This is a genomic window from Helicobacter sp., assembly GCF_022770205.1.
In the GTDB taxonomy this organism is placed as follows: Bacteria; Campylobacterota; Campylobacteria; order Campylobacterales; family Helicobacteraceae; genus Helicobacter_D.
Genome location: NZ_JALEIK010000010.1, coordinates 1 through 23,655, shown reverse-complemented (window position 1 = coordinate 23,655; position 23,655 = coordinate 1). Strand labels below are relative to the sequence as shown.

General features: G+C 37.3%; 25 protein-coding genes, 1 other RNA gene and 1 pseudogene. 8 read left to right on the top strand and 19 right to left on the bottom strand.

Annotated elements, in window-relative coordinates:
* The 5 genes from MRZ19_RS01835 to gap all read right to left on the bottom strand — a co-directional run.
* Window positions 1–1,829, bottom strand: a 1,829-nt coding sequence (locus tag MRZ19_RS01835) for a methyl-accepting chemotaxis protein (protein WP_291029762.1), incomplete at its 3' end; no start/stop codon positions are given.
* Between the two features lie 146 nt (window positions 1,830–1,975).
* The gene (locus MRZ19_RS01830) at window positions 1,976–2,722 is read right to left on the bottom strand and encodes a hypothetical protein (protein WP_291029760.1); all 747 of its coding nucleotides are present in this window, start codon (window positions 2,720–2,722) and stop codon (window positions 1,976–1,978) included.
* A 157-nt stretch (window positions 2,723–2,879) separates the two neighbouring features.
* The gene (gene hemH / locus MRZ19_RS01825; protein ID WP_291029764.1) at window positions 2,880–3,863 is read right to left on the bottom strand and encodes a ferrochelatase; all 984 of its coding nucleotides are present in this window, start codon (window positions 3,861–3,863) and stop codon (window positions 2,880–2,882) included.
* 79 nt (window positions 3,864–3,942) lie between these two features.
* Window positions 3,943–5,292: a M99 family carboxypeptidase catalytic domain-containing protein gene (locus tag MRZ19_RS01820; RefSeq protein WP_291029758.1), complete on the bottom strand. Its 1,350-nt coding sequence runs from the start codon at window positions 5,290–5,292 to the stop codon at window positions 3,943–3,945.
* 51 nt (window positions 5,293–5,343) lie between these two features.
* Complete coding sequence (gene gap, locus MRZ19_RS01815) at window positions 5,344–6,360, bottom strand: type I glyceraldehyde-3-phosphate dehydrogenase (RefSeq protein ID WP_291029756.1); 1,017 nt, start codon at window positions 6,358–6,360, stop codon at window positions 5,344–5,346.
* A gap of 106 nt (window positions 6,361–6,466) precedes the next feature.
* On the opposite strand from gap, the gene MRZ19_RS01810 reads away from it, so the two are divergent.
* The 5 genes from MRZ19_RS01810 (at window position 6,467) to hypE (ending at window position 9,656) form a co-directional block, all read left to right on the top strand.
* Window positions 6,467–7,183 (top strand): Bax inhibitor-1/YccA family protein, encoded by a 717-nt coding sequence (locus MRZ19_RS01810; RefSeq protein WP_291029754.1) that lies wholly within the window; start codon window positions 6,467–6,469, stop codon window positions 7,181–7,183.
* Entirely contained in the window at window positions 7,158–7,598 is a 441-nt protein-coding gene (locus MRZ19_RS01805) for a thiamine-phosphate pyrophosphorylase (RefSeq protein WP_291029752.1), read from the top strand. Before MRZ19_RS01810 ends, MRZ19_RS01805 begins: the two co-directional genes overlap by 26 nt.
* A gap of 23 nt (window positions 7,599–7,621) precedes the next feature.
* Complete coding sequence (locus MRZ19_RS01800; RefSeq protein ID WP_291029750.1) at window positions 7,622–8,269, top strand: HAD family hydrolase; 648 nt, start codon at window positions 7,622–7,624, stop codon at window positions 8,267–8,269.
* Between the two features lie 47 nt (window positions 8,270–8,316).
* An RNA gene (gene rnpB / locus MRZ19_RS01795) (RNase P RNA component class A) lies at window positions 8,317–8,632 on the top strand.
* A gap of 7 nt (window positions 8,633–8,639) precedes the next feature.
* Complete coding sequence (hypE, locus tag MRZ19_RS01790) at window positions 8,640–9,656, top strand: hydrogenase expression/formation protein HypE (RefSeq protein WP_291029749.1); 1,017 nt, start codon at window positions 8,640–8,642, stop codon at window positions 9,654–9,656.
* A gap of 231 nt (window positions 9,657–9,887) precedes the next feature.
* Here the strand turns inward: hypE and MRZ19_RS01785 are convergent.
* The 8 genes and pseudogenes from MRZ19_RS01785 to rpmE form a co-directional block, all read right to left on the bottom strand.
* Window positions 9,888–10,089, bottom strand: a pseudogene (locus MRZ19_RS01785) (alkylphosphonate utilization protein).
* Window positions 10,090–12,495, bottom strand: coding sequence for a heavy metal translocating P-type ATPase (locus MRZ19_RS01780; RefSeq protein ID WP_291029747.1), 2,406 nt, complete (start codon window positions 12,493–12,495; stop codon window positions 10,090–10,092).
* A complete protein-coding gene (locus MRZ19_RS01775; protein WP_291029745.1) occupies window positions 12,495–13,706 on the bottom strand; it encodes an LL-diaminopimelate aminotransferase in 1,212 nt (403 codons plus the stop codon). The genes MRZ19_RS01780 and MRZ19_RS01775 overlap by 1 nt, the downstream gene beginning before the upstream one ends.
* A 15-nt stretch (window positions 13,707–13,721) precedes the next feature.
* Window positions 13,722–14,561: a hypothetical protein gene (locus tag MRZ19_RS01770; protein ID WP_291029743.1), complete on the bottom strand. Its 840-nt coding sequence runs from the start codon at window positions 14,559–14,561 to the stop codon at window positions 13,722–13,724.
* Window positions 14,555–15,493, bottom strand: coding sequence for a hypothetical protein (locus MRZ19_RS01765; RefSeq protein ID WP_291029741.1), 939 nt, complete (start codon window positions 15,491–15,493; stop codon window positions 14,555–14,557). Before MRZ19_RS01765 ends, MRZ19_RS01770 begins: the two co-directional genes overlap by 7 nt.
* Window positions 15,480–16,166: a 23S rRNA (guanosine(2251)-2'-O)-methyltransferase RlmB gene (gene rlmB / locus MRZ19_RS01760; RefSeq protein WP_291029738.1), complete on the bottom strand. Its 687-nt coding sequence runs from the start codon at window positions 16,164–16,166 to the stop codon at window positions 15,480–15,482. Before rlmB ends, MRZ19_RS01765 begins: the two co-directional genes overlap by 14 nt.
* A 20-nt stretch (window positions 16,167–16,186) precedes the next feature.
* Window positions 16,187–17,023 (bottom strand): 16S rRNA (cytidine(1402)-2'-O)-methyltransferase, encoded by an 837-nt coding sequence (gene rsmI / locus MRZ19_RS01755; protein WP_291029736.1) that lies wholly within the window; start codon window positions 17,021–17,023, stop codon window positions 16,187–16,189.
* Window positions 17,024–17,051: 28 nt separating this feature from the next.
* Complete coding sequence (gene rpmE / locus MRZ19_RS01750; protein WP_291029734.1) at window positions 17,052–17,255, bottom strand: 50S ribosomal protein L31; 204 nt, start codon at window positions 17,253–17,255, stop codon at window positions 17,052–17,054.
* A 139-nt stretch (window positions 17,256–17,394) separates the two neighbouring features.
* On the opposite strand from rpmE, the gene hisS reads away from it, so the two are divergent.
* Window positions 17,395–18,699, top strand: coding sequence for a histidine--tRNA ligase (hisS, locus tag MRZ19_RS01745; protein ID WP_291029732.1), 1,305 nt, complete (start codon window positions 17,395–17,397; stop codon window positions 18,697–18,699).
* A gap of 42 nt (window positions 18,700–18,741) precedes the next feature.
* The gene (locus tag MRZ19_RS01740) at window positions 18,742–18,951 is read left to right on the top strand and encodes a hypothetical protein (protein ID WP_291029730.1); all 210 of its coding nucleotides are present in this window, start codon (window positions 18,742–18,744) and stop codon (window positions 18,949–18,951) included.
* An 88-nt stretch (window positions 18,952–19,039) separates the two neighbouring features.
* Here the strand turns inward: MRZ19_RS01740 and MRZ19_RS01735 are convergent, their stop codons facing one another.
* The 5 genes from MRZ19_RS01735 to MRZ19_RS01715 all read right to left on the bottom strand — a co-directional run bounded on the left by MRZ19_RS01735 (window position 19,040) and on the right by MRZ19_RS01715 (window position 22,427).
* Window positions 19,040–19,984, bottom strand: coding sequence for a thiamine pyrophosphate-dependent enzyme (locus tag MRZ19_RS01735; protein ID WP_291029728.1), 945 nt, complete (start codon window positions 19,982–19,984; stop codon window positions 19,040–19,042).
* Between the two features lie 10 nt (window positions 19,985–19,994).
* Window positions 19,995–21,212: a 2-oxoacid:ferredoxin oxidoreductase subunit alpha gene (locus tag MRZ19_RS01730; RefSeq protein WP_291029726.1), complete on the bottom strand. Its 1,218-nt coding sequence runs from the start codon at window positions 21,210–21,212 to the stop codon at window positions 19,995–19,997.
* 2 nt (window positions 21,213–21,214) lie between these two features.
* Window positions 21,215–21,613 carry a 4Fe-4S dicluster-binding protein gene (locus MRZ19_RS01725; protein ID WP_291029725.1) on the bottom strand — a complete coding sequence of 133 codons (399 nt, stop codon included), beginning with the start codon at window positions 21,611–21,613 and terminating at the stop codon, window positions 21,215–21,217.
* Window positions 21,614–21,625: 12 nt separating this feature from the next.
* Window positions 21,626–22,186, bottom strand: coding sequence for a pyruvate flavodoxin oxidoreductase subunit gamma (locus MRZ19_RS01720; RefSeq protein ID WP_291029723.1), 561 nt, complete (start codon window positions 22,184–22,186; stop codon window positions 21,626–21,628).
* An 88-nt stretch (window positions 22,187–22,274) separates the two neighbouring features.
* On the bottom strand, window positions 22,275–22,427 hold the full coding sequence (locus MRZ19_RS01715) for a hypothetical protein (RefSeq protein WP_291029720.1): 153 nt from the start codon (window positions 22,425–22,427) through the stop codon (window positions 22,275–22,277).
* Window positions 22,428–22,442: 15 nt separating this feature from the next.
* Between MRZ19_RS01715 and MRZ19_RS01710 the strand changes: the two genes are divergently transcribed.
* Entirely contained in the window at window positions 22,443–23,285 is an 843-nt protein-coding gene (locus MRZ19_RS01710; RefSeq protein ID WP_291029718.1) for a ferritin-like domain-containing protein, read from the top strand.
* 221 nt (window positions 23,286–23,506) lie between these two features.
* Here the strand turns inward: MRZ19_RS01710 and MRZ19_RS08520 are convergent.
* Window positions 23,507–23,655, bottom strand: a 149-nt coding sequence (locus MRZ19_RS08520; protein WP_366936139.1) for a DUF2972 domain-containing protein, incomplete at its 5' end; no start/stop codon positions are given.

Sequence of the window (23,655 nt, the reverse complement as noted above, 5' to 3'; positions counted from 1 at the left end):
GCTTCAATTTCTGTTAGGGATTTTCCTGTTCTCTCTGCTAGTTTTCTTACTTCATCAGCAACAACAGCAAATCCTCTTCCGTGTTCTCCTGCTCTTGCTGCTTCAATAGCAGCATTGAGTGCTAAGAGATTTGTTTGATCTGCAATGTCTTTAATCACACCTACAATGTTTTTAATGTCTTCTGCTTGTCTTGCTACTTCTGTTGTTTTATCATTCACATTTTGCATTGAAGAGCTAATCTCTTCAATGGCAGCAGCAGATTGCTGTAAAGAATGGGCTTGAGTATCACTAGCACCAATAAGCTTATCCATAGAATCGCGAAGTGCTGCAGTGTGCAGAGTAAGCTTTTGCGCAAAAGAGGAGGAAGCTTTAAGCATAGCCTTTATCTCATCCCCTAAAACATTTGTTACAGATTCCACATCTCCTTTAGGATTTTCAATGCTTTGTGTAAAATCAAGATTTTTGTAGCTTTCAAATACAGCATTAATCACATTCATATCTGATCCCACTTTGCAACGCAAAACCTCAAACATACCATTTAAAACTTTTACTAAATTTTTAAGTTCAGGATTATTTGGTAATCCCTCCACCTTAACAGCAAAATTACCCACCTCTATGTTTTGCGCAGCACCAATGCTTTCTTGGACAACTTGTCTATCTGTGCTAATTCCTTTTTGAATCAAAGCAATATTTTCTTTAATAGCCTGTGCCATATTACCAATTTCATCATAGGCAATCACATTATAATCCCTTACATTATCCTTTTCGTAGCGTAAATAACCAAAAAAATCAAATAAATAATCCTGTATTCCCGCAATACGACTACTTACGCGCAACTTAATGTATAAAGAAATAATAACAACAGATATGATTAAAAGAACAGCACAAACAACTGCAATATAACCAATAATCTTATAAATAGGCTCTTCAATAACAGATTCAGACACTACGGTAATAATAGACCAATGTTTAGACATACTAGGAATTTCAAAATTATGCAAAGCAGCGTGCGATGGCATATTGCTTGCTAGAGAATAATACGGAAAGATTCCATTTTTATTCTCCTGCATAGACTTCACAATGGCTTGCGTTTGGGAATGTTTGTTATAATCTAGTAGAGTTTGGTTAACAGCCTTTTCATCTGTGTGCGAAACTATTGTGCCATCATCAGCAATAAGCATACGCACCTCCCCGCTAAACACTCTATTTCTTCCAAGCAAAGCATCTCTTAAAACCCTTAAATCCACAGCAATACCAACTACACCAACTAAAAGATTATTATTAAAAAGTGGTGCAACAATATTTAAAGCATATAAATCTTGCCCAGCAATTTGCATCGCAGTTGGCTTTCCAAAGGCAATTTTTTTGCTCTCCACTGCCTCAGCAAAGGCTTGTGTTTGTAAAATTTGAATATTAGGGGCAATTTGCCTAGTCCCACCGGGTTCTTGAAGTGCTTCATCATCAACAACCATTAAGACTTCATTATTACCCATTCTAGACATCGTGTTATGGTGCGTATCTAAAATATCGCTATTTGCCAAATACAAATAACCAAAAGTAACATAAGGATTGGCATCTACCATATTACTGATTAAATTTAAAAGCCTATCCTCATCTAATGAAGAATTTGCAAACAAGCCATTGACAACCCCTTGTGTTGTCTCAACAGATACGAAGCTCATAGAAATAATGCCTGAAATAAAATTAGCATAACGCGCACTGCTAACTTGCAAAAGCTTATCTGCTTCGTTCTTTAAAACTTCCTTGCTTTTAAGCGCAACAACGCTTGATAATCCTACCATCACAACAAAAACAATTAAACCCACCACTATAGAAATTTTCGTTCCAATGCGCAAGTGCGAAAACATAAATCATTTCTCCAGACCAAATTTATGCTCAAAACTATAACATTTTTTAAGCAAATTCTCCACATTTTACAAGATATTATCCAAAAAATTATCACCACTAAAAGAAACTACCCATTGTAGTTAATGCGCAATGGTGTTTCAAAATTTATTTCATCAAAAGCATTTGGATTCTCACAATAAAGCTTACAATCAGTATAATTAGAATCCTTAAAAAGTGCAAAGCGATTCTTATTTGTGTTGCAATACACATAGCTATAAAGGAATCGCAATTTATCAAACGCATTTGGCAAAGCATTTAACCGCTCCTCAATCAATGCTGGGTTTAAAAATTTATCAGGCTCAAATTGGTAGATGAAACCCTCCACCTTTTCAACTCCAGATAATGTTTCATAAGCTTCCTCTTTGATAACATTCCAATCAAATGTTGTATCCCCAATCCAAAAAATGTTTTCTCTAATGTTTTTACAGGGATAACCGCCATTTGCCGTATTTGAAAACAAGATTTTATCCCCCACTATCACGCTTCTTGTTCCAATAATACTTCCAGAAGCAATAAAAAACTTCTTAAGCCCACCTGCACTCCAACCAAACCAAATATGATCTCCAATATAGCAACTCTCTCCCTTAGCAATCCTACTATACTTATTAGAATCATAAATTAAATGGGAATCAGAATTCCAAAGCCATATATCATTAGAAAACAAACAATCCTTGCCAATCACAATATTCTTAGCTTCAAAAATCCGCATAAACACTTCGCCAAGATAACTATCTCTATCAATGTAACAAACACAATTGCTTCCAATATCCATTTGTCCTTTTACATAATTTACACCGCTACCAATAAACACCAAAGAATTATCTCCTCTGCATTCAACATTCACCCCACTACTATTTCCCGCAAAAAAGACTATATTATTCCCCCCCCCCCGAAGCTAATATTGACATTTTCTTGTTTGCTTAAATCCCCAAAGATTGTATTTCCCTTTGTATCTTGTGCGACTTGCATTGCTATTTTCCTTTTTTGGATTCCATATTTTTCACAATTTCTAAAATACATTGTGCAAAATCTCCACCATCATTTAAACAACGCGCAACACGATAATCCAAAATCCCAATCCTATGCGCAATTTCCCTGTATTGCAAGGAGAGTTCAAAATCTGTTTCAGAATTATCCATTGTGAAAGAAATCGGATAAATTAACAACTTTTTACCCTTATATTTTGGTAACAAATCCTGCAAATTTGGCTCTAGCCATTTAAGCGGTCCAATTTTAGATTGATACGCCACCTTAATGCTTGCAAACTCTAGCCCCATCTCTTTAAAAAGCGATTCTAAGATTTCTGCATTTTCTAAAATCTCTTTTTGATAAGGATCGCCATTTTCTATATTTTTTTGTGGCAAGGAATGCGCTGAAAATATCAAATGAAAATCCTTAGAATTTTCCCCATTTAACGCTTCTTTAATGCGTTCAATCACGATTAAATTATACGCCCTTTCCTTATAATAACGCTCCACTTGCACCACTTTTGGCGCAAAACCACACGCCTTAAATGCCCTTAAAATATCCTCCATTGACGAAGCCGTGGTTGTATAGCTAAAATGTGGATACATACTAAAAAGCACCACTTCTTTAATTCCCCTCCCCTTTAAATCCTGTGCTACCACATCTGCAAAAGGCGGAGTGTAGCGCATAGCATAAGTGAAGTAATACTCCGATTCTAGCGCATTTAGAGCTTCACATAAAGCAAATGTATGCCCAACTAATGGCGATTTCCCGCCAATTTTTTGATAATTACTCTGTGCATCTTCAAGGCGTTTATTGACGATAAACCCACCCACCATTGCGCGTAAAAACGGACTTTTAATCGGCAAAATATAAGGATCATTGAACATATTTTTCAAAAATGTTTTCACTTCAAAAAGAGAGTTTGGACCCCCCATATTTAAAAGCACAACAGCAGCTATTTTAGTGGCTTGGGATTCCGTATTTATAACAGAATCCCTAGAGCAAACCTCATCATTTTGCGTCTTAGATTCCGTATTTTGCACTAACTTTACTTCTTGGCACACATTATTCCTTTACACGCATATTGAGCATTCCACAAAAGTTTTTTCCTGCATACAACTCCAAGCGAAATATCTTTCCTTCCTTATCTATCGCATAATTTTTATCCATCATATTTTGACTAAGCTTTAAATTATGCTCACTGACAACACCCTTTTTAGAATAGCCAATCACATTCACACGCACCCCTTCTTGCTCACCTACCAAAAAATCCTTGCTAAACTCTAAAGTATCCCCAGCTTTTGCTATGGTTTGCTTACCATCAAGCTCCACTTGCACCGATTCTAACTTACATTGCATAGGGAAAATATCCGCCTTTAGATGTGTGATTTTTTTATGCCCAATGTAAATCTCAAAACCATCTTTAACCTTCTTAACTCCCCCAATTGGATGTGTAAAGACGAAACGATTTGCATCAGAAAGTAGCGGCACAAAGTTGAGATTATTTTTTATTCCATTTAATGGAAGTGTCATATTGCCATTAATTTTCACGCTACCCAATGCGTCTATCTTATCCTTCACATTCTTTAAATCTAACTCAAAATTACGCACAAATTCAATCCCCATAATTCCCATTAATGCTTCAATAGAGCTTAATTGATACAGCGTTTTAAGCGGTAATTCTTTAATGTTTTTACTTGTTTCAATCGCTAAAGCAGGCTTTAAATGCGTCGCTGCAAAAAATGTTAAGGAATTTTGTTGCTCCTCATCTTCAAATTTTGTTTCCGTATTACGCACACCAAAGGTGTGAAAATCATAATGCAAAGTCTGATTTAAAAGCGTTTCCATCTGTTTTGCAATGGAATCCAAATTCCCAAAAGGCACATTATCTAGCGTTTTTTGATCAATTACATAAGTTTGCCCCCACGCCTTTGGATTAAAAATAGAATTCTCCCATTTCTCTCTATAAAAGCCGTGTCCATCGTGCAAATTAATCACAAAATCCACTTTAGGATTCTTAATGATTTCCTTGATGCGTTCCACATTTTCAAAATCCGGATCATTTTTTGCAATTTTTGCAAACTTACGATTCATATCCTTATAAATTCCACGCTCAAAAGCCATAATGCTATGAGGATTTAAATTTGGCACAACTAGCACATTGCCCTTTTTTATCGTGTAATAATCCACCAAAAGTGCTGGCGCAAAGTAACCTCCCGGCTCATCGCCGTGGATTCCACCAATGACTAACAATGTAGGACCCTCATTTTCACCTTTTAGTGTATAAAGCTTAAAGGGTATATTTTGCTTAAAATTTTGTGCGCTTATGACGATTTCTTGCGCTTCCCTATTTTCCTGTGCACCAAGAAAAATAACACTTGCCACAAACACACACATAACTCTTTTTATCAGCATTCTCAACTTAATCTCCTTATAAAATTTTTGCATTCTAAAATAAAAATAGCATTAAGGCAATTCTGTAAAACCCATAATATAACTTGCCATTTCTAAAATCCTATGCGAATACCCCCACTCATTATCATACCAAGTCATAACCTTTGCCATATTCTCTCCCAAAACAAAGGTTAAATCAAGTGCCACAACTCCACTTAAAGGACAATTTAAAAAATCTTGTGAAACTCCATATTCTCTATCTACACCTAAGATTCCTTTAAGTTTTCCTTCTACTGCTTCACAGAACACTGCATTAATCGCTTCTTTCGTTGCGCTCTTTTTAAGATTTACATTTAAATCCACCATTGAAACATCTGGCACTGGCACCCGCACGCTATGTCCGTGTAATTTGCCTTTCATCTGTGGCAACACTAAATGCAACGCCTTTGCTGCGCCTGTTGTTGTTGGAATCATATTAATTGCAGCTGCTCTAGAGCGGCGAAAATCGCTATTACGATGCACGGCATCTATTAAATTTTGATCATTTGTGTAACTATGAATTGTTGTTAAAATCCCCTTTTCTACACCAAAATGTTCATCAAGCAGCATCATAATAGGCGCTAATGCGTTAGTCGTGCAACTTGCATTTGAAATGATTTTCTCTCCCCTATATGCTGTGTGATTAACACCTAACACAAAAGTCTTCGTATCATCTTTTGCTAGAGCAGAAAAAATCACGCGTTTTGCACCTTTTTGCAAATGCGATTCCACCTCACTTTGCGTTAAAAACAAACCGCTTGCTTCAATCACCACATCTGCACCACAAATCTCAATCACACTAGGTGTTTTATGCTGAAAAAATGGAATCTTATAACCATTAAAAATAAAATTTTTTTCATCAAAACTTTGTGTAATTTTACTACACTGATGCACAGAATCGTGTGTTAAAAGGTAACTTAAAATCTCTGGATTTGCTAAATCATTCACACCAACAATCTCAATCCTATCTTGCATTTCACAGAGTGCCACACGCACTATGGAACGCCCAATCCTACCAAAACCATTAATAAAGACTTTGATTTTTTGCATCTCTATTTCTTACCACACCCAAATATTAAAATTTTAAAATTGTAACATATTTTTAATAATTTTAGTGTATAATACCGCTTCCAATTTTATTATTAAGGATTTTACGATGTCTTTATATGATAGAAAACCTTTAAATAGCAACTACAATAGCTATGATGGCACAGAACAAAATGCGTTTTCACACAGCGATGTAGCACTGATTAATTTTGTTAAACAAACTTATCAACTCTTTGCTGGCTCACTGCTAGCAGCATCTGTGGGTGCATTCATTGGAATCACAGCATTTGGTAGCATTATAGCGCAATATTACATCGGCTTTGTGATTTTAGAATTTGCCTTGCTCTTTGGCTTAATGTTTACAAAATCAAAGCCCGGTTTAAACCTTCTAATGCTTTTTGCCTTCACTTTTGTTACAGGCTTAACACTCACTCCAATTTTAAGCAGAGTGCTAGGAATGCCCGGTGGCGCAAATATCGTAGCACAAGCCTTCTTGCTAACAACGGCGATTTTTGGCGTGATGAGCATTTTTGCACTCCGCACCAAAAAAGACTTAGCAAGTCTAGGCAAAATGCTCTTTATTGCGCTAATTGTCGTTGTTGTTGGCTCTTTAATCAATCTATTTTTAGGAAATCCGATTCTACAAGTGATTATCGCAGGTGTTGGAGCAATTTTATTTAGCATTTTTATTGCTTATGACACACAAAACATTGTGCGCGGCTTATACGATAGCCCTGTAATGGCGGCTGTTAGCTTATATCTTAACTTCTTTAATCTCTTTGTTTCCTTACTGCAAATTCTTGGAATCTTTAACGCAAAGGAATAACACAATCCATACGCAAAGCCCCCAAACTTTGCGTATTCTTGATGCAAATTTAAACCGCTTGCGCGAAGGCATCCGTGTGGTAGAAGATATTTTACGCTATGGATTTAACCACAAAGACTTTGCGCTCTCTTTAAAAGCTCTACGCCACCAATGCAAACTCACAAGTTATTTTGAACTTCTAAATACACGCAATTCCCAAAAAGATGTGTTAAAAACTTCCACCAAATATGAACAAACACGCAAAAATTTAGAAAATATTTTTATCGCAAATTTTAAGCGTTCTCAAGAATCCGCCCGTGTTTTAGAAGAGATTTTAAAATTACAAAACATACAAGAAAGCGAGCGTTTTAAGGAGATTCGCTACACACTCTACACATTAGAAAAAGAGATTTTAACCACTCTTTTTGCGCCTTAAAAAGCTTTTATGGAAGGACTTTTATGAAAAATTGCATTATTCTTTTTGATTTAGACGGAACACTTATTGATTCCACAGAAGCTATATATGATAGCTTCTGTGTAACTTTTAAACATTTTAACCAAACCATTCCTACTTTTGAATCTGTAAAATCTAAAATCGGACACACACTAGATACGATGTTTCACACACTTGGCGTTAAAGAAAATGAGATTCCACACTATGCTAGCATTTATAAAGAACATTACCGAAAAATCTGTAGTGCCAAAACCACGCTTTTACCAAACGCAAAAGAAGCAATTCTACAAGCCCATAGTTTTGCACAACTTGGAGTTGTTACCACAAAAACAGGGCAATACTCCAAAATACTCCTAGATAATATGGAGGTTGGCAATTATTTTACTTGCATTATCGGGCGTGAAAATGTGAAGAATGCAAAACCTAGCGCAGAGCCTATTTTAAAGGCTTTGGAATCTTTCCCTCCCTTAAGTAAAGATAAAATTTATATGATTGGCGACACACCTTTAGATATTGAAGCAGCAAAGAATGCTGGAGTGCAGAGCATTGCCCTTACCTCAGGTTACGCAAAGCTAGAAGTTTTAAAGCAACACACACAAAATATTAAAAACAATGCACTAGAAGCAGTGCTTGCTATAAAATCCCAACTTTAAGCGCATAAATTTAGTCTATATTTTGCCAAACTCTGCTACAATCTCAAAAGGTGTAGCAAGTGGTTGCTTTATTAAAGAAGAGGAAAGTCCGAGCTGCTTTGGGATAGGATTCCATTTAAAGAATGGCTAGAGCAATCTAAGGGAAAGCGCAACAGAAAATAAACCGCATTATGCAAGGGTGAAAAGGTGGGGTAAGAGCCTACCGGAAGCATTGCAAAATGCTTCGCATTGCAAGCCCAATCCGCAGCAAAATGGGCGTGGTTAGTATCCCAAGTTTTAGCCCATTGCTAGAATTTTACTGCAAGGTAAAATGTAGATAAATAACCACATAAACAGAACTCGGCTTATAGCTACACCTAAAGGAAACACAATGAAACTTAACACAGATTCCCTATTACTAAGCCACGGAAGCGGTGGAATAGAATCCCAAAATCTTATTACAGAGCTTTTTTATCCTTACTTAGAAGGCTGTGTAATAGATGGTGGCGAAGATGCTGGGGTTGCCAAAATGGATTCTAACATTTGTGCAATCAGCACCGATGGCTATGTGGTTTCACCGATTTTCTTTGCAGGGGGAGACATCGGCAAGCTTAGTGTGTGTGGAAGTTGTAATGATGTGGCGATGATGGGGGCAAAGGCGAAATATTTGAGTGCTAGTTTTATGCTAGAAGAGGGATTTAAAATTAGCGATTTATCGCGCATTGTGGAATCCTTTTCCACCACTTTAAGGCAAAGTGGCGCAAAACTCATTTCAGCGGATACCAAAGTCCTTCCCAAAGGCTCTTTGGATAAGATTTTCATCACCACAACGGCGGTGGGGGAGTTTTTATATCCACATTTGCGCTTAAGTGCTTTTAAGATTCCAACAGATTGTGCAATTATTGTTAGCGGAAACATTGGCACACACGGAGCTGTGATTTATTCCAATCGTGAAGGAATCAATCTAAATAGCACTTTACAAAGTGATTGCGCCTTGCTTTATCCCATTTTAGAGCCGCTTTTTGCTTCAAGGCTTACCCTTTATGCGCTAAGAGACGCTACGCGCGGTGGAATCGCAAGCGTGCTTAATGAATGGGCGCAGGCATCAAACATCGGCATTACCATTTTAGATTCCAACTTACCAATATTGCCACAGGTGCAAGGGATTTGTGAATTGCTAGGATTTGAAGCTTATAATCTCGCAAATGAAGGAATGTGCGCTCTCAGTGTGGCTAAAAATGACGCAAAGGAAGCTTTAGAAATTCTACAAAAAAATGGCGCACCCAATGCAGCAATCATCGGTTATACCACAGACAAGAACCCAAAACGCGTGGTTTTAGAAACCACATTTGGTGCAAAACGCTTTTTAGATTATCCTAGTGGGGAGCTACTGCCTAGAATTTGCTAGAGAGAACAATGCTCTTCCCTTTGTTGCCTTTGCTTGTAATTATTCATCCCCTATTGCACAAAATATTCACGCACACAAAAATCCCTACAAAGCTCCCTTATAGTTTAATAAGCTCTCTACCATTAACATTCTTAATTTCTATTATTCTTGCTACGAACTTTTTGTCACTTGTTTGCGCCAAGCCTACAAAGTTGGAATCCAAAAGCGATTCCAACTTTAAGCCACATCCCCCTACACCTTTTTTAAAAATTCTGTTTTTAAAACACTCATCCCAAACTTATCCACCTTTGCTTCAATCTCTGTATCCTTACCTGTTAGGCAAATATTCTTAAGCGCTGTTCCACGCTTACACTAGCACCCTTAACCTTTAATCCTTCATCACACTTACGCTATCTCCAGCGTTTAACTCTACTCCGTTTGCATCTTTTGCCATTTATTCTCCTTTAATGCGCAAACTATTTCCAACCACAAGCAATGAACTCAGCGACATTGAAAGGGCTGCAATAAGCGGAATCACAAATCCTGCCATTGCTAGCGGAATGGTAAGGGCATTATACAGCAAAGATAATCCTAAATTTTGTAAAATAAAACGATAAGTGCGCCTGCCAAGCTTAAAAGATTCTAGCACACCTTGTATGCTATCATCAAGCACCACAACATCACTCACACTAATGGCTAAATCCATACCCCCGCCCATTGCAATCCCAATATCACTTTTGCCAAGCGCAATAGAATCATTGATTCCATCACCTACCATTACAACAATCTTTTCTTGCTGGTGCAATTTATCAATAAATTCTGCCTTATCTAGCGGGCTTTGATTACCATAAAACTCTACAATTCCAAGCTCCTTTGCCACACTCTCACACGCCCTTAAATGATCGCCACTTAAAAGCACACAAGAGATTCCTTTTTTTTGTAGCTTGGAAATCACTGCCTTTGCGTCTTGCTTAATAGAATCTTGTAAGAAAAATTGCGCGATTAATTCTGTATCTTTTGCAAAATAAAACACACTACAATCACTCTCATCTAATTGTGGAATCCTAACGCCTTGCTCTCTTAAAAGTTCTAAATTCCCTCCTAAATACACACTTCCATTGCATTGCGCTAGGATTCCACGCGCATTTTTTTGCGTGATTTTATCCAATGCTACTTTTTCTACTTTTTTACTATTTGCCTTTATAAATGCAAGCACCCCACGACTAATAGGATGCGCACTTTGCTCTAGCATTGCAACTAGCACACTATCATCTAATTTACCGAATTTACGCATCTCTTGGACTTTTAACTTACCTTCTGTGAGCGTCCCTGTTTTATCTAAAACTAACACATTCGCCTTTGCAATGGTTTCTAAAAAACTCGCCTCTTTAAAAAGGATTCTATATTTTAAAGCCTCCCCTAAACCGACCAAAGAAGCAATAGGTGTTGCAAGGGCAAGCGCACAAGGGCAAGCAATGATAATCACAGAAACCATCACCATTAGAGCCCTATCAAATGCAACATTTAACACAAATTCCCAATATAAAAACGCACCAAAGGCAAGCGATAAAACCACAGCAGAAAAATAGCGCGTGATGCAATTTGCCATTTCTTGAATCTTAGGGCGCGCATTTAAAGCATCTTCTACAAGGGAAACAATTTGCATCATCAAAGATTCCTTATAAGTCTTGCTCACACGATACAAAAAAGGCATTTCAAGGGCTAAAGCACCAGAATAAATGGAATCTTTTTTGCTTTTTTGGAGCGGTAAAGACTCTCCATTAATCGCACTCTCATCACAAAGTGCATTTTCACTCAACAAGATTCCATCTAACGCCACTCTATCGCCTGCTAAAACTTGCACCACATCACCCACTTTCACAGATTCCACACGCACTTCTTTTATCTCTTCCCTATTGGACTTATGCTCCACTACACGCACACTTAAGGGCATTTGCGCATTGAGCTTATCTAAGCTATCTACAGCACTTTTTTTGCCACGCACTTCTAAAAACTTGCCAATTAACACAAAGGTAACAATCATCGCCACAGATTCAAAATAAGTTTCCCCCCCCTTAAAGCTTGCATAAATGGAATACAAATAAGTCAAACTTGCTCCGCTAATAACTAATAAATCCATATTAGGAGTTCTGTGTTTAAGTGCACTAATAGCACTGCGCCAAAACACAATTCCACTAAAAAACAACACAGGGGTAGCAAGCACAAAGCTAGCAAAATTTAAAACATTACGCATTTGTGGCGTGATTCCACTAAAATACCCCGCATATTGCGCCACAGCAATCCACATTATATTCATCACACAAAAGATTCCAACAACCATTTTAATGTAATACTCACGCTTTTCTTTTTGCGCATAGCTCTCTTGTAAATGCGGATCATAAGCGTGTGCATTGTAGCCGATACTACGGATTGCTTGGATGATTTCAGAAATTTTTATGATTTTAGGATTATAAAGAAGTGTGGCTTTGTTACTTGTGTAGTTGATATTAACCTTTATAATACCCCTTGTTTTTGCTAAAATCTTCTCATTTAGCCACACACAAGCGATGCAATGGATTCTCTCTAGCACAAGGGCTAATTCACAATATGTATCTTTCTCTCTCACATAACGCTCAAAAAAGGGAATGCTATCAAAGGAATCCAAACTTTGCTTAGAATCTTTGATAGGTTCAAGCGTATTTTCTCCAAGCTTATTATAAAAATCCTCTAAACCCTCTGTGTGCAAGAGCTTATACACACCTTCACAGCCCCTGCAACAAAAATACTCATCACGCCCATCAATAGAGACTTTTAACAAAGCCTTTGCGTCAAATTCTAAATGGCAATGGCTGCATTGCATCAGGCTTCAAATTGCTTTAAAAATTTTTTTAGATTCCTAGCAGCTTGGCGGATTCTATTTTCGTTTTCAATTAAAGCAATGCGCACATAAGAATCCCCGTGATTCCCAAAACCAATGCCCGGACTTACTGCAATTTTTGCCTCTTGCAACAAACGCTTTGAAAACTCCATACTTCCTAAATGCAATGCACACTCTGGAATCTTAGTCCAAATAAACATACTCGCCTTTGGCTTTGACATCTCCCAGCCAGCCGCACCAAAACTCTCAATTAACACTTCCATTCTTTTTTCATACTTTCTAGCAATCTCTTGGACGCATTCTTGTTCGCCATTTAGAGCAATTGTTGCAGCAATTTGAATGGGCGTATAGATTCCATAATCTAACCACGATTTCATCTTTTGTAATGCCTCAACCAAGCGTGCATTTCCCACAATACAACCCACACGCCAACCTGCCATATTATAACTCTTTGAAAGCGTGTAAGATTCCACAGCAACATCTATTGCACCTTCAACTTCAAAAATTGATGGTGCAACATAGCCATCAAAACTTAAATCTGCATAAGCAATATCATTGATAATATAAAAGCGTTCTTTTTTAGCAAGTGCCACTAAACGCTCATAAAAGCTTTTATACACTACAATAGTAGTAGGATTATGCGGAAAGTTGGTTACAACAAATTTTGGCTTTGGCATTGTGTTACATAAAGCCTTTTCAAGCTCTACAAAATACGCATCTTCATCAAGTTCATACTCCGCATTCCATTTTAAGGCAAATGTTGCAACATTTGCACCAGATAAAATAAAGGCGTAGTAATGGATAGGATAAGCAGGTTCTGCAACAATTGCTGTATCTCCGGGATTTGTAATAGCTTGAATCAAATGCACATAGCCTTCTTTAGAACCCATTGCAATGCACACTTGCGAATCTGGATTAAGCTTTACTCCATATTTTCTTGCATAGGTATCGGCAATTGCAAGGCGCAATTTATAGATTCCTTTACTTGCAGAATAGCCGTGATTTTTAGGCTTTCTAGCTGCTTCACAAAGTTTATCTATGATAGGATTTGGCGTTGGACCATCAGGATTCCCCATACTAAAATCAATCACATCTTCACCATCTTGGCGCATTTTGAGTTTAATCTCATTAATTGCCGCAAAGACATATTTTGGCAATCTCTTTATGCGCTCAAATTCAATCTCATCAAACATTTCTCATCCTTATTTCTATTGCAACACAACTTCTAAGCCATTTTTAATAGTAATTGGTAAATAGCTGTCTGTGACTTTTATAAATTTCGTATTTTTTGGAAGTGTTGTTTGGATTCCACGCATTAATTTTGCGCTACTTATAATCTCTAAAACATTGAATTCCTTGTCATAAAATACAATCTTTGGATACCACTCCTTACTAGACTTAATCCCTATTTCTTTACCATTTTCAACGCTATACCAATACTCCCCTTGCAAATTTGCCTTACGCTGCGGCTCATTAAGCACCAAAGCACTTGCCTTAGGATATTTAAAATCTAAAAGCCCAATTTGATAATTCCATTGAAAAAGATTTGTTCTCTCAATACTTTGCACCCTATAACCATACTCGCTTAACTTCTCTTGTAGCAACATAGGATCAATAGCATATTCTGTATTCATTGAAAGCACAAATTTAAATTGTCTCTCATCAAGCAAACTTTGCTTCACTAAAAAATAATAATATCCCATCGCATCTAATACATCATAAAGTGCGCTTACAAAAGCTTGAGGATTATCTTGGACAACAAAGGCAATTTCAAGCTCCATAGGCTCATCAAATGTAAGCTTTAAAAGCCCATTTTGCTTTAATGTTTTAGAAATTTTGTATAAGTCTGGTTGTCCTGTTTCGTCCAAAAAATAACCTTGATTATCAAAAAGACGCTGGATAAACTTTTGATTAATCCTATATTCCTTCACACCTAAAAGTTGCATCACTTTATAATCCACAGGATTTTGCAAAATTTGAGCCTGCGCAAAAAGAAAGCTTGAAAATAGCAATGCAAAAAGCGTAGCCAAAACACCTTTATTTACCATCCTAGCCCCCTAGTTTCTGTTTCATATTGCCTCTGAGTAGCTTGCAAAAAATTTCCTTCTTCATCAACAATAAAGAACATTCTATTAGCAGAATTAAATGCAGACTTTTCTCCCTTTGCGTCAATCTCTAACATTCCGTGCCCTGTAACAATAGTTTGGGGACGCTCTAAATTAACTTCAAAAATGTCTTCTGCTATAAAGGAAGTCTTCTTTTTGCTGTCTAAATACACAATCCCCACCCAAACATTACGCGCTGGCACAATAGAAACCTTTTTCCTCTCGGCTGATTCTTGCACTAAAGCCCCCTGTAATCCCACTTCAGAATTTTGCACATCCATCAGCACTTTGGCATCTGTGTTTTTAGATTCTGCTTGTTGAGCATCTTTAGACTCTTGTGGCTTCATCGGGACTGCAGCAGAAGCATCAAGAGGATTTGTAGCTTCTAAATCGCTTGTGGCATTATTTTCCTCTGTGGAATCCTTATCCATTTCCATTTTGGATTCCAACTTTTCTAAAGAAACTTCATTTTGCGCTTCTGTATTCTCATCAGAAACAACAGAACTCCCATAAAAATTCATAAAGGCAAAAAACCCAACTCCCAAAAGCAACACAAGCAAAACACCTAAAATCACTCCCCTTTTAGAATCATTTGTAGCGATTGTTTCGTGAGTAACCTTAAAATTCACCATTGGTCCCACTTCATCATTTGAGCTATCATAACTCTCCCAAAACGCCCTATACTCTTCTTCCCATTCTTTTAAGTTAATGCGATACTCGCGCTCTAAAATCTGTAGCAATCCGTGCGTTGTTGCGCTATCTCTTAACTCCTTATAGTTACGCTCTAAAATGTATTGCACCTTATTTAACGCAATGTGCGTATTTTTTGAAATTTCCTTGGCTCCTATGTTCTGTAATTTTTCAAAATCTTCCATTTACCATCCTATCTATTAAGATTGCACCCGCTATGCTAACATTTAAAGAGTCAAACTCCCCTTTTTGCGCAATTGTTAAATTTATATCCATTTTTTTTAAAATCTTTGCACTAAGCCCATCACTCTCAGCACCTAAAAATAATGCCTTTTTACCCTGTGTTACCACACTAGATTCTGTGCCATCTAAGCTTGTTCCATAGAGTCTAAAACCTGCAAATTTTAATTCATTTGCCACATCTAGGGCATTATACATGATGCAAAATGGCATATCAAGCATTGCCCCAGCACTTGCACGCAACGCCCCTTCTTGCTTAAAATCCTTTAATCCGCAAATAATAATTCCTTCTACTCCTAGCACAAAAGCAGTCCGGAAGAGTGCGCCAATATTGCCTACATCACTAATTCCACAAAGCACTAGCACAAAATCCATCGCCTTTAATGCGCTAAACTCTAGCAGTGCTAAAGGCGCAATTTCTAGCAAATACCCCTGATGGTTACCGCCCCTTGCTAAACTTTGCGCTTTTTTGGAATCCAAGCGCACCAAAGGCACATTAAGTCTTGTAAATGCACGAAATTGCTTTTTGTCAACTTCCTTTGCCAAAAACACTTGTAAGATTTTATCGCTATGTTTTGCAAGGATATATTCTACAACACGCCTGCCATAAACAACCACTGATTCTACCCTATTTTTTCTTAATTTTTTTGCCCATTTACCAAGCTTTGATAATAATCACTGACACTTCCACCCTTCATTTTTGCTAAAATCTTTGCCTTAAATTTAGGTGGAATCTCTAAGCTTAAAAGTGCTTCTTCACTAAGGGTATAACTCTCTGTCTTTTCTGTCTTATCCACAACCATAGCCCACTCTCCCTTTAATAAAGCCTTATCATTAGAATCTTTTAGTGCGTTAAAAACCGATTCCAAACTTCCCTTAAAAGTTCTTTGGTATTTTTTTGTTAGCTCTTTTGCCAAAAACACTTGCCGATTTTTATCCACTTGCACCATTAAATCCAAACTCTCAAGTAAGCGATGGGGTGATTCATACAAGATTATGGGATAAGGATTTTTAAACACTGCATAAAAAAACTCTAGCTTTTCTTTAGCTTTATGTGGTGGAAAGCCTAAAAAACTAAATTCCTTCTCCACAATGCCACTTAAGGCAACCATAAGTGTTACCGCACTAATCCCGCCTAAAACTTCAAAAGGAATATGGTTTGCTTGTAAAAATCGCACAAGCTCCACGCCCGGGTCGCTGACACAAGGCATTCCTGCATCACTTAAAAATCCAATATTCTGATAAAAAAATTCCAAGGAATTTTGCGCTAAAAAACTCTCTTGATTATGTGTGTGAAAGGGGTAATAAATGTAATCTTTAAGAGGCAATAAAGCACGCTCCATTAGCAATGCAATGAGTTTTTTACTCATCCTCGTGTCTTCACAAAGCAAAATATCACAATGCTTTAGAATTTCTAATGTGCGAAGGGTAATGTCTTGTAGGTTACCAATGGGAGCGGGCAAAAAAGTAACCATACAAGCGCATCTTACTTAAGATTGAAGTCTATTTAAGATTGTATCTTTGTTTGAATTTCTCAACTCTTCCTGCTGTATCAACAACCTTATCTGAGCCCGTGTAAAACGGATGGCAGAAAGATGAAATATCAATTCTAAGTTCTGGCTTTACACTCATTACTTCAATCTCTTTTCCACTCGTAACGCAAGTTACTTTGCAGGGAATGTATTCTGGATGGATTCCTTTTCTCATAATTTTGCCTTTTTAGAAAGTAAATGTAGGAATTAAAATTCTACCTTAAGAATACTAAAATAAGCATAAATTCTATAAAGATTTAGAATATTTTTGTTAAGATTTTTACTTTGATTCCTTACACTTAAATGGAGAAAATATGGTTACACCACGCACTTTAAGCGGATTTAAAGACAGACTTCCAAAGGAAGCCTATGCAAAATCACAAATGTTAAAATCTATTGTAGAATCCTTTGAAAAATTTGGATTTACCCCCATTGAAACACCGCATTTAGAATACGCTGAAATCCTAAAAAAACAAGGCAGTGATGAGATTCAAAAGGAAATGTATCGCTTTTTAGATCACGGAGAAAGGGAAGTTGCCTTGCGTTTTGATTTAACCATACCACTAGCCCGCTTTATTGCACAATACAAAAATGAAGTTGGATTACCCTTTAAACGCTATTGTATCGGCAATGTGTTCCGTGGAGAGCGTGCGCAAAAAGGGCGTTATAGAGAATTTACACAATGTGATTTTGACTGCATCGGCACAGATAGCATAGGAGCAGATGTTGAGATTGTGCAAGTCATTTACCAAAGCCTTTTTGATTTAGGGCTTAGGGATTTTACAATCCATATCAATAATCGCAAAATTTTTAATGGCTTAATGGAATCCCTAAATGCAAGCGAACACACCATTGAAGTGCTAAGAATCATTGATAAGATTGACAAAATTGGAAAAGAAAGCGTCAAACAAGAGCTGCAAAGCAAAACTCCGCTAAATTTGGATTCCATTACTATGCTTTTAGATTTTATTGCTAAAGCTCAAAAGGGAAGTGTGTTAGAATTCTTAAAAGAATTGGACTCTTTTAGGGAGCTTAATTCCACGCTAAAAAATGGAATTGATGAATTAAGCACACTTTGTAAAATCCTAGAGCCGCTAATCCCAGCAAAGTTTTACAAAATCAATCTCTCCATTGCGCGCGGACTTGGCTATTACACAGGAATTATTTATGAAACAACCCTTGATACCCTCCCTTCACTTGGCTCTGTCTGCTCAGGCGGGCGTTATGATAATCTTATGCAACACTTCTGTAAAGATTCTTTAAGTGGAGTTGGAGCAAGTATAGGATTAGACAGACTCTTAAGCGGACTTGAAGAGTTACATTTAATCCAAAGTGATAAAAATGTAGCAGACGCACTTTTAATTCCCCTTCATTCCCTAGAATACGGCTACAAAGTTGCTCAAAATTTACGCAATCAAAAACTAAAAATTGAAATGTATCCTGAGATTACAAAGCCCAAAAAATCTTTTAACTATGCCAATAAAAAAGGCTACAAATATGTCATCATTATCGGAAAAGAAGAGGAGCAAAAAAACACTTGCACGCTAAAGAATATGGAGAATGGAGAGCAGTTTAACCACTTACAACTTGAAGCAGTGATGCATACAATCAAAGCCTAAAAACATCCGTGTTTTAAAGCTTACAAGCCTTTTAAAGATTGTATGTTTTGTTTCCCGCTTTTTAACCCCACACAAGAAAAGGTAGCATTGACAAAAATAACTTCAGAATTGCACACTTCAAAAAAGCAAGAAACTTATCAGCCAAAACACAAAACCAATACTAAAACTAAACAAAGATTTTTAGACTTTTTAAATTTTATAAGAAATCGTTTGCAATTGCCTTTTGTGTGCAAAAAGGTTTTAAAACCATAAAGTTGGAATCAAAATTTAACTGCTTGGAAAATTTAAAATTCTAAAAAGCTTTCTAAACCCAAATGGATTCCATAGCTAGAATCCATTTTTAAACCTTAGCTTCTTCGCGTCTTTGCAAATACTCCCAGTATTCATCAACGCGTTTTTGCCACTCATCAATTAAATGTTCATTTTCCGGCTTAAATAAATGCTTAAATCTAGCTTGAGCACCTAAATAATCCCTTACAGGCAATACATTTTTAGGACGATAAGTAATTCTTACTTCTCTGCCATTAATAATTTCAAACAAAGGGAACACTAAAGAATCTACCGCCAAATCACTCATCTCCACCGTTTGATTTGCAGGGAATCTCCACTCCGTAGTGCAAGCACTCATAGCATTAATGAATGTCGGTCCTTCTGTTTCAATGGCAGTTTTAATTTTTTTACTCATATCCTTCCATTTATTAGGTGCAACTTGCGCAACATAAGGTGCGCCGTGAGCAGCCATAATAAATAGCAAGTCCTTCTTTCTGTCTTTCTTGCCATAGCTTACACGCCCAGCTGGAGTTGTTGTTGTAGAAGCACCAATAGGAGTTGAACCACTTCTTTGCCCACCTGTGTTTGCATACACTTCATTATCCAAACACACATAAGTAAAATCGTGCCCCCGCTCAAAACAACCACTAATAAATTGGAATCCAATATCATAAGTTGAACCATCGCCACCAAATGCTACAAACTTCGGTTCTTTGTCGCTATAAAGTCTATTTTTACGCTTTAATGCCTTATACATTGCCTCAACTCCAGCAATTGCAGTAGAACCATTCTCAAATCCAATATGAATCCAAGGCACATCCCAAGAAGTATAAGGATATACCGCCGTGCTGACTTCTAAACAGCCCGTTGAAGTCGCAACCAATAAAGGATAATCTGTTGCATTTAGCACTTCACGCACAATCATTCCGTGCGCACAACCCGGACACAAAAGATGCGCTCCTTCAAAACGCTCGCTAGCCCTTGAATACTGCTTTAAATTTTTAATCTCACTCATTTGACACTCCTTAATTAAATCCAAGCTTTGGACCTCTAAGTCCAATAAATTGCTGTGCCGGATGCGTTAATTTACCAGCTTGCGCATTCTCTTGTAATTCTTTAATGATTTCTTGTAAATGACTCTGTGTTAAATCTCTTCCACCAAGCCCATAAATGTAGTTGCTAGCAATGGGTTTATTTGCTCCACTATAAAGTGCTGCCACACATTCATTAAAAAGCATTCCCATTGCGCCTGCTGGCAAACTTCTATCCAAAAATGCAACAGCTCTCACACCCTGCAATGCAGCGCAAAACTCTCCATAAGGGAATGGGCGCAACACACGAATGCTTACAACACCTGCTTTGACTCCGTTTTTCCTTGCCTCCTTAACTGCCACGCGTGCAGATTCCACAGTTGTTCCAAGCGCAACAATAGCAATCTCTGCATCTTCTAAATCATAGGTTTCTACAACATTATATTTACGCCCAGTTAGCTTTGCAAACTCTTCAAATGTGCGCTCAATTACCGGCATTGAACGCATAATTGCATTATGCAATTGCGCCTTATGCTCAAAATGCCAATCCTCTTCTGTCTGAGAACCATAAGTTGCTGGACGCTCCAAATCTAACATTGCATTTTTTGGTTTATAATCTCCGATAAATTTATACGCTTCAGCATCACTTAAGGGACGCACGCTTTGCGCTGTGTGTGAGCAGATAAAGCCATCTTGATGCACCATAACAGGCAATCTCACATCATAATCCTCTGCAATTTTAAATGCCATTAAATTAAAGTCATAAGCCTCTTGCGGATTATAGGTGCAAAGATTCACCCAGCCTGCATCACGCCCTAAATACATATCAGAATGGTCCCCATTTACATTTAGTGGACTTGCAAGCGCACGATTGACAACATTTAAAACGATTGGCAAGCGCATACCAGAAGCTTGATAAAGCACTTCTACCATCAACGCAAATCCTTGTGAGCTTGTTGCAGTTGCTACACGCCCACCTGCTGCTGCAGCCCCTACACAGCCACTCATTGCAGCGTGCTCGGATTCTACCATTACAAATTCCCCATCAATGTAGCCATTAGAAAGGAAGCTTGCGTAATTTTGCACAATTGGCGTTGAAGGCGTGATAGGATAAGCAGAAACCACATCAATTTGCGCTTGACGCATTGCGTGGCTTGCTGCCATATTGCCATCCCAAACCTCTACTTCCTGCAATTCATAAACCTCTGCCATTGCTAATCCTTTTTCTTTTTTTCTTTTGCGGGCCATTTTGCAAGAGCTGCTTCATCTGTTTCGTAATTACTAAACATTAATAAAGATTTCGGATTTGTCGGACAAACATCAACACATACACCACAGCCCTTACAATGCGCATAATCAACACCACTCATCTTTTCATCTCTTACTAAAATTGAAGAATCCGGACAATACACCCAACAAAAATAGCAATTGATGCAATGATCATGATTATACACAGGCTTCTCTACTCGCCAATGCGCAACACTTGCTGTATAAGAACTATCCTCTCTGTATTCCCTAGAATCTGCGTGCTGTCCTACCATTTCATTGCCTTTTTTCTCAAAAGGAAATAAAACAGACCCTGCTTCAAATTCATTCCAACCTTTATATTCCATTGCTTAACTCCTTTATTCTACTGCATTATAGGCTTTTTTAATGACTTCCATATTTGCATCAATGACCTTTTGTGGAAGTTTTTTGCCCAATATTTTCTTAAAAGATTCCAAAAAGAAATCTAACTCTAATGCTCCTGAAATTTTTAGAAATGCCCCAAGCATTGGTGCATTTGGAATTGATTTCCCAAAAGCTTCTAAGGATAATCCTATACAATCTAAAAGATAGACCTCCTTATCCTTAAGCTCCGGCTTACTCTCTAAAAATTCTTTTTTACTTAAATGTGTTGTGATGATGTATTTTGTCGTTTCTTTTGCATTTGCGCAAATGTCTGTAATATAAACCAAACCCGGATCAATGACTAAAATGTAATCCGGATTCATAAACTTTTCGTGGTTTAAAATCGGATTATCATCAATTCTATTATATGCAGTCATTGCCGCACCCCTTTTTGCTGAACCATAAAATGCAAACGCCTGCACTTCTTTGCCTGTGCCTGCAATCACATCTGCTAAACCTTTTGCTCCGGTTACTGCACCTTGTCCTGCACGGCTATGCCATCTAATCTCAAGCATCTTGCCTCCTAAATTGATTTATTACACTCAAATTCTAAAGAATCCGCACTAAAAAATCTCTTTTTTACAGAAATTAAACAATTTTTTTTTATAAAACCAATGAAATTGTGTAAAAATAACTCAAAAATTCTCCCAAGCGCATTTTGCACACTTTTCTAAACTCTAACACAAACTCCTTGATTTTGCGTTTTAAAGTAGATTCTACTACAATGCTAAGGCGTTTAAACAATACAAATTGCAATCTTAAGGAATGCTTATGGAATCTAAGAGCTTATTTTTGGCAATTTTTTCTGCACTGAATGCAAAAAGCACACAAGAAAAATGCGCCATTGTCCAAGAGATTTGGACAAATTTTCAGCACTTTAGCAGGGATAATGATTGTGAAATTTTACCCTTAGAAATTCCAACATTTGCGCATTTTTGCCAAATTCTACCCCCTAAAAAAATTCCACAGGGCAAATTCCTAAAAACAGACTTAAATGTTGCACATCTCTTGCATTCCCTTGCCCACATTGAATTTTCCGCCATTGATTTAGCCCTAGATTGCGTCTATCGCTTTAGAAACCTACCACTATGCTATTACCAAGATTGGCTAGAAGTTGCAAGCGAGGAAGTCAAGCATTTTTTAGCCTTAGAAAATCTTTTACATTCTTTAGGCTTTAAATATGGGGATTTTGGCGTGCATACCTTACTCTTTGATTCTATGAAAAACTGCGATGTTTTGCTAGATAGAATTGCCCTAATTCCACGCGGAATGGAAGCTGTGGGATTAGATGTTAATCCCTTTTTATGCGCAAAAGTTAGGAGTAGCACGCATAAAATTAAAGATGCGCTTTTGGAAGTTTTAGAGATGATTTTACGCGATGAGATTAGCCATGTTAGTAAGGGCAATGTGTGGTTCCATCACATTTGCGATATAAAAAAGATTCCACAAAATGCACGCCCTAGCACTTATGTAGAGATTCTAAAACGCTATAACTTCTCTTTTCCCAAGGCGAATGCGGAGTTTAACACACAAGCAAGACTGCAAGCAGGCTTTACCCAAGCAGAACTCACACTTCTTAAAAACGCTTCTTTTACTTCCAAAAACCCAAAATGATGAAGCTGTAGCATAGAAACTATAAGCTATTACACAGCTTCCTTCACTTCTAAAAATCCCAAAATGATGAAGTAGCAATTTTAGATTCCAGCTTTTAAGTCTTACTTTCAGTTCTTGCCTTTATCACCATTTTTGATTTTCCATAGTAGGATTATAGAGAGTGGTAAAATGAAGTAAAGTTTCTTAAAAGATACTCATTCCTATATCATCGCCCCTCTCTGTTAGCCTTCCTCCTCATCCTCCTTACACATCTCTAAAAACTCTGCATAATACTTCCAAGTTTTAATAATATCAGGGCGATGGGCTTGTAAGTGTTTAAAGCTTTCCTTTAGGATTTTATGGAATCTTTTTTTAAAAAAGGGCTTTTGCT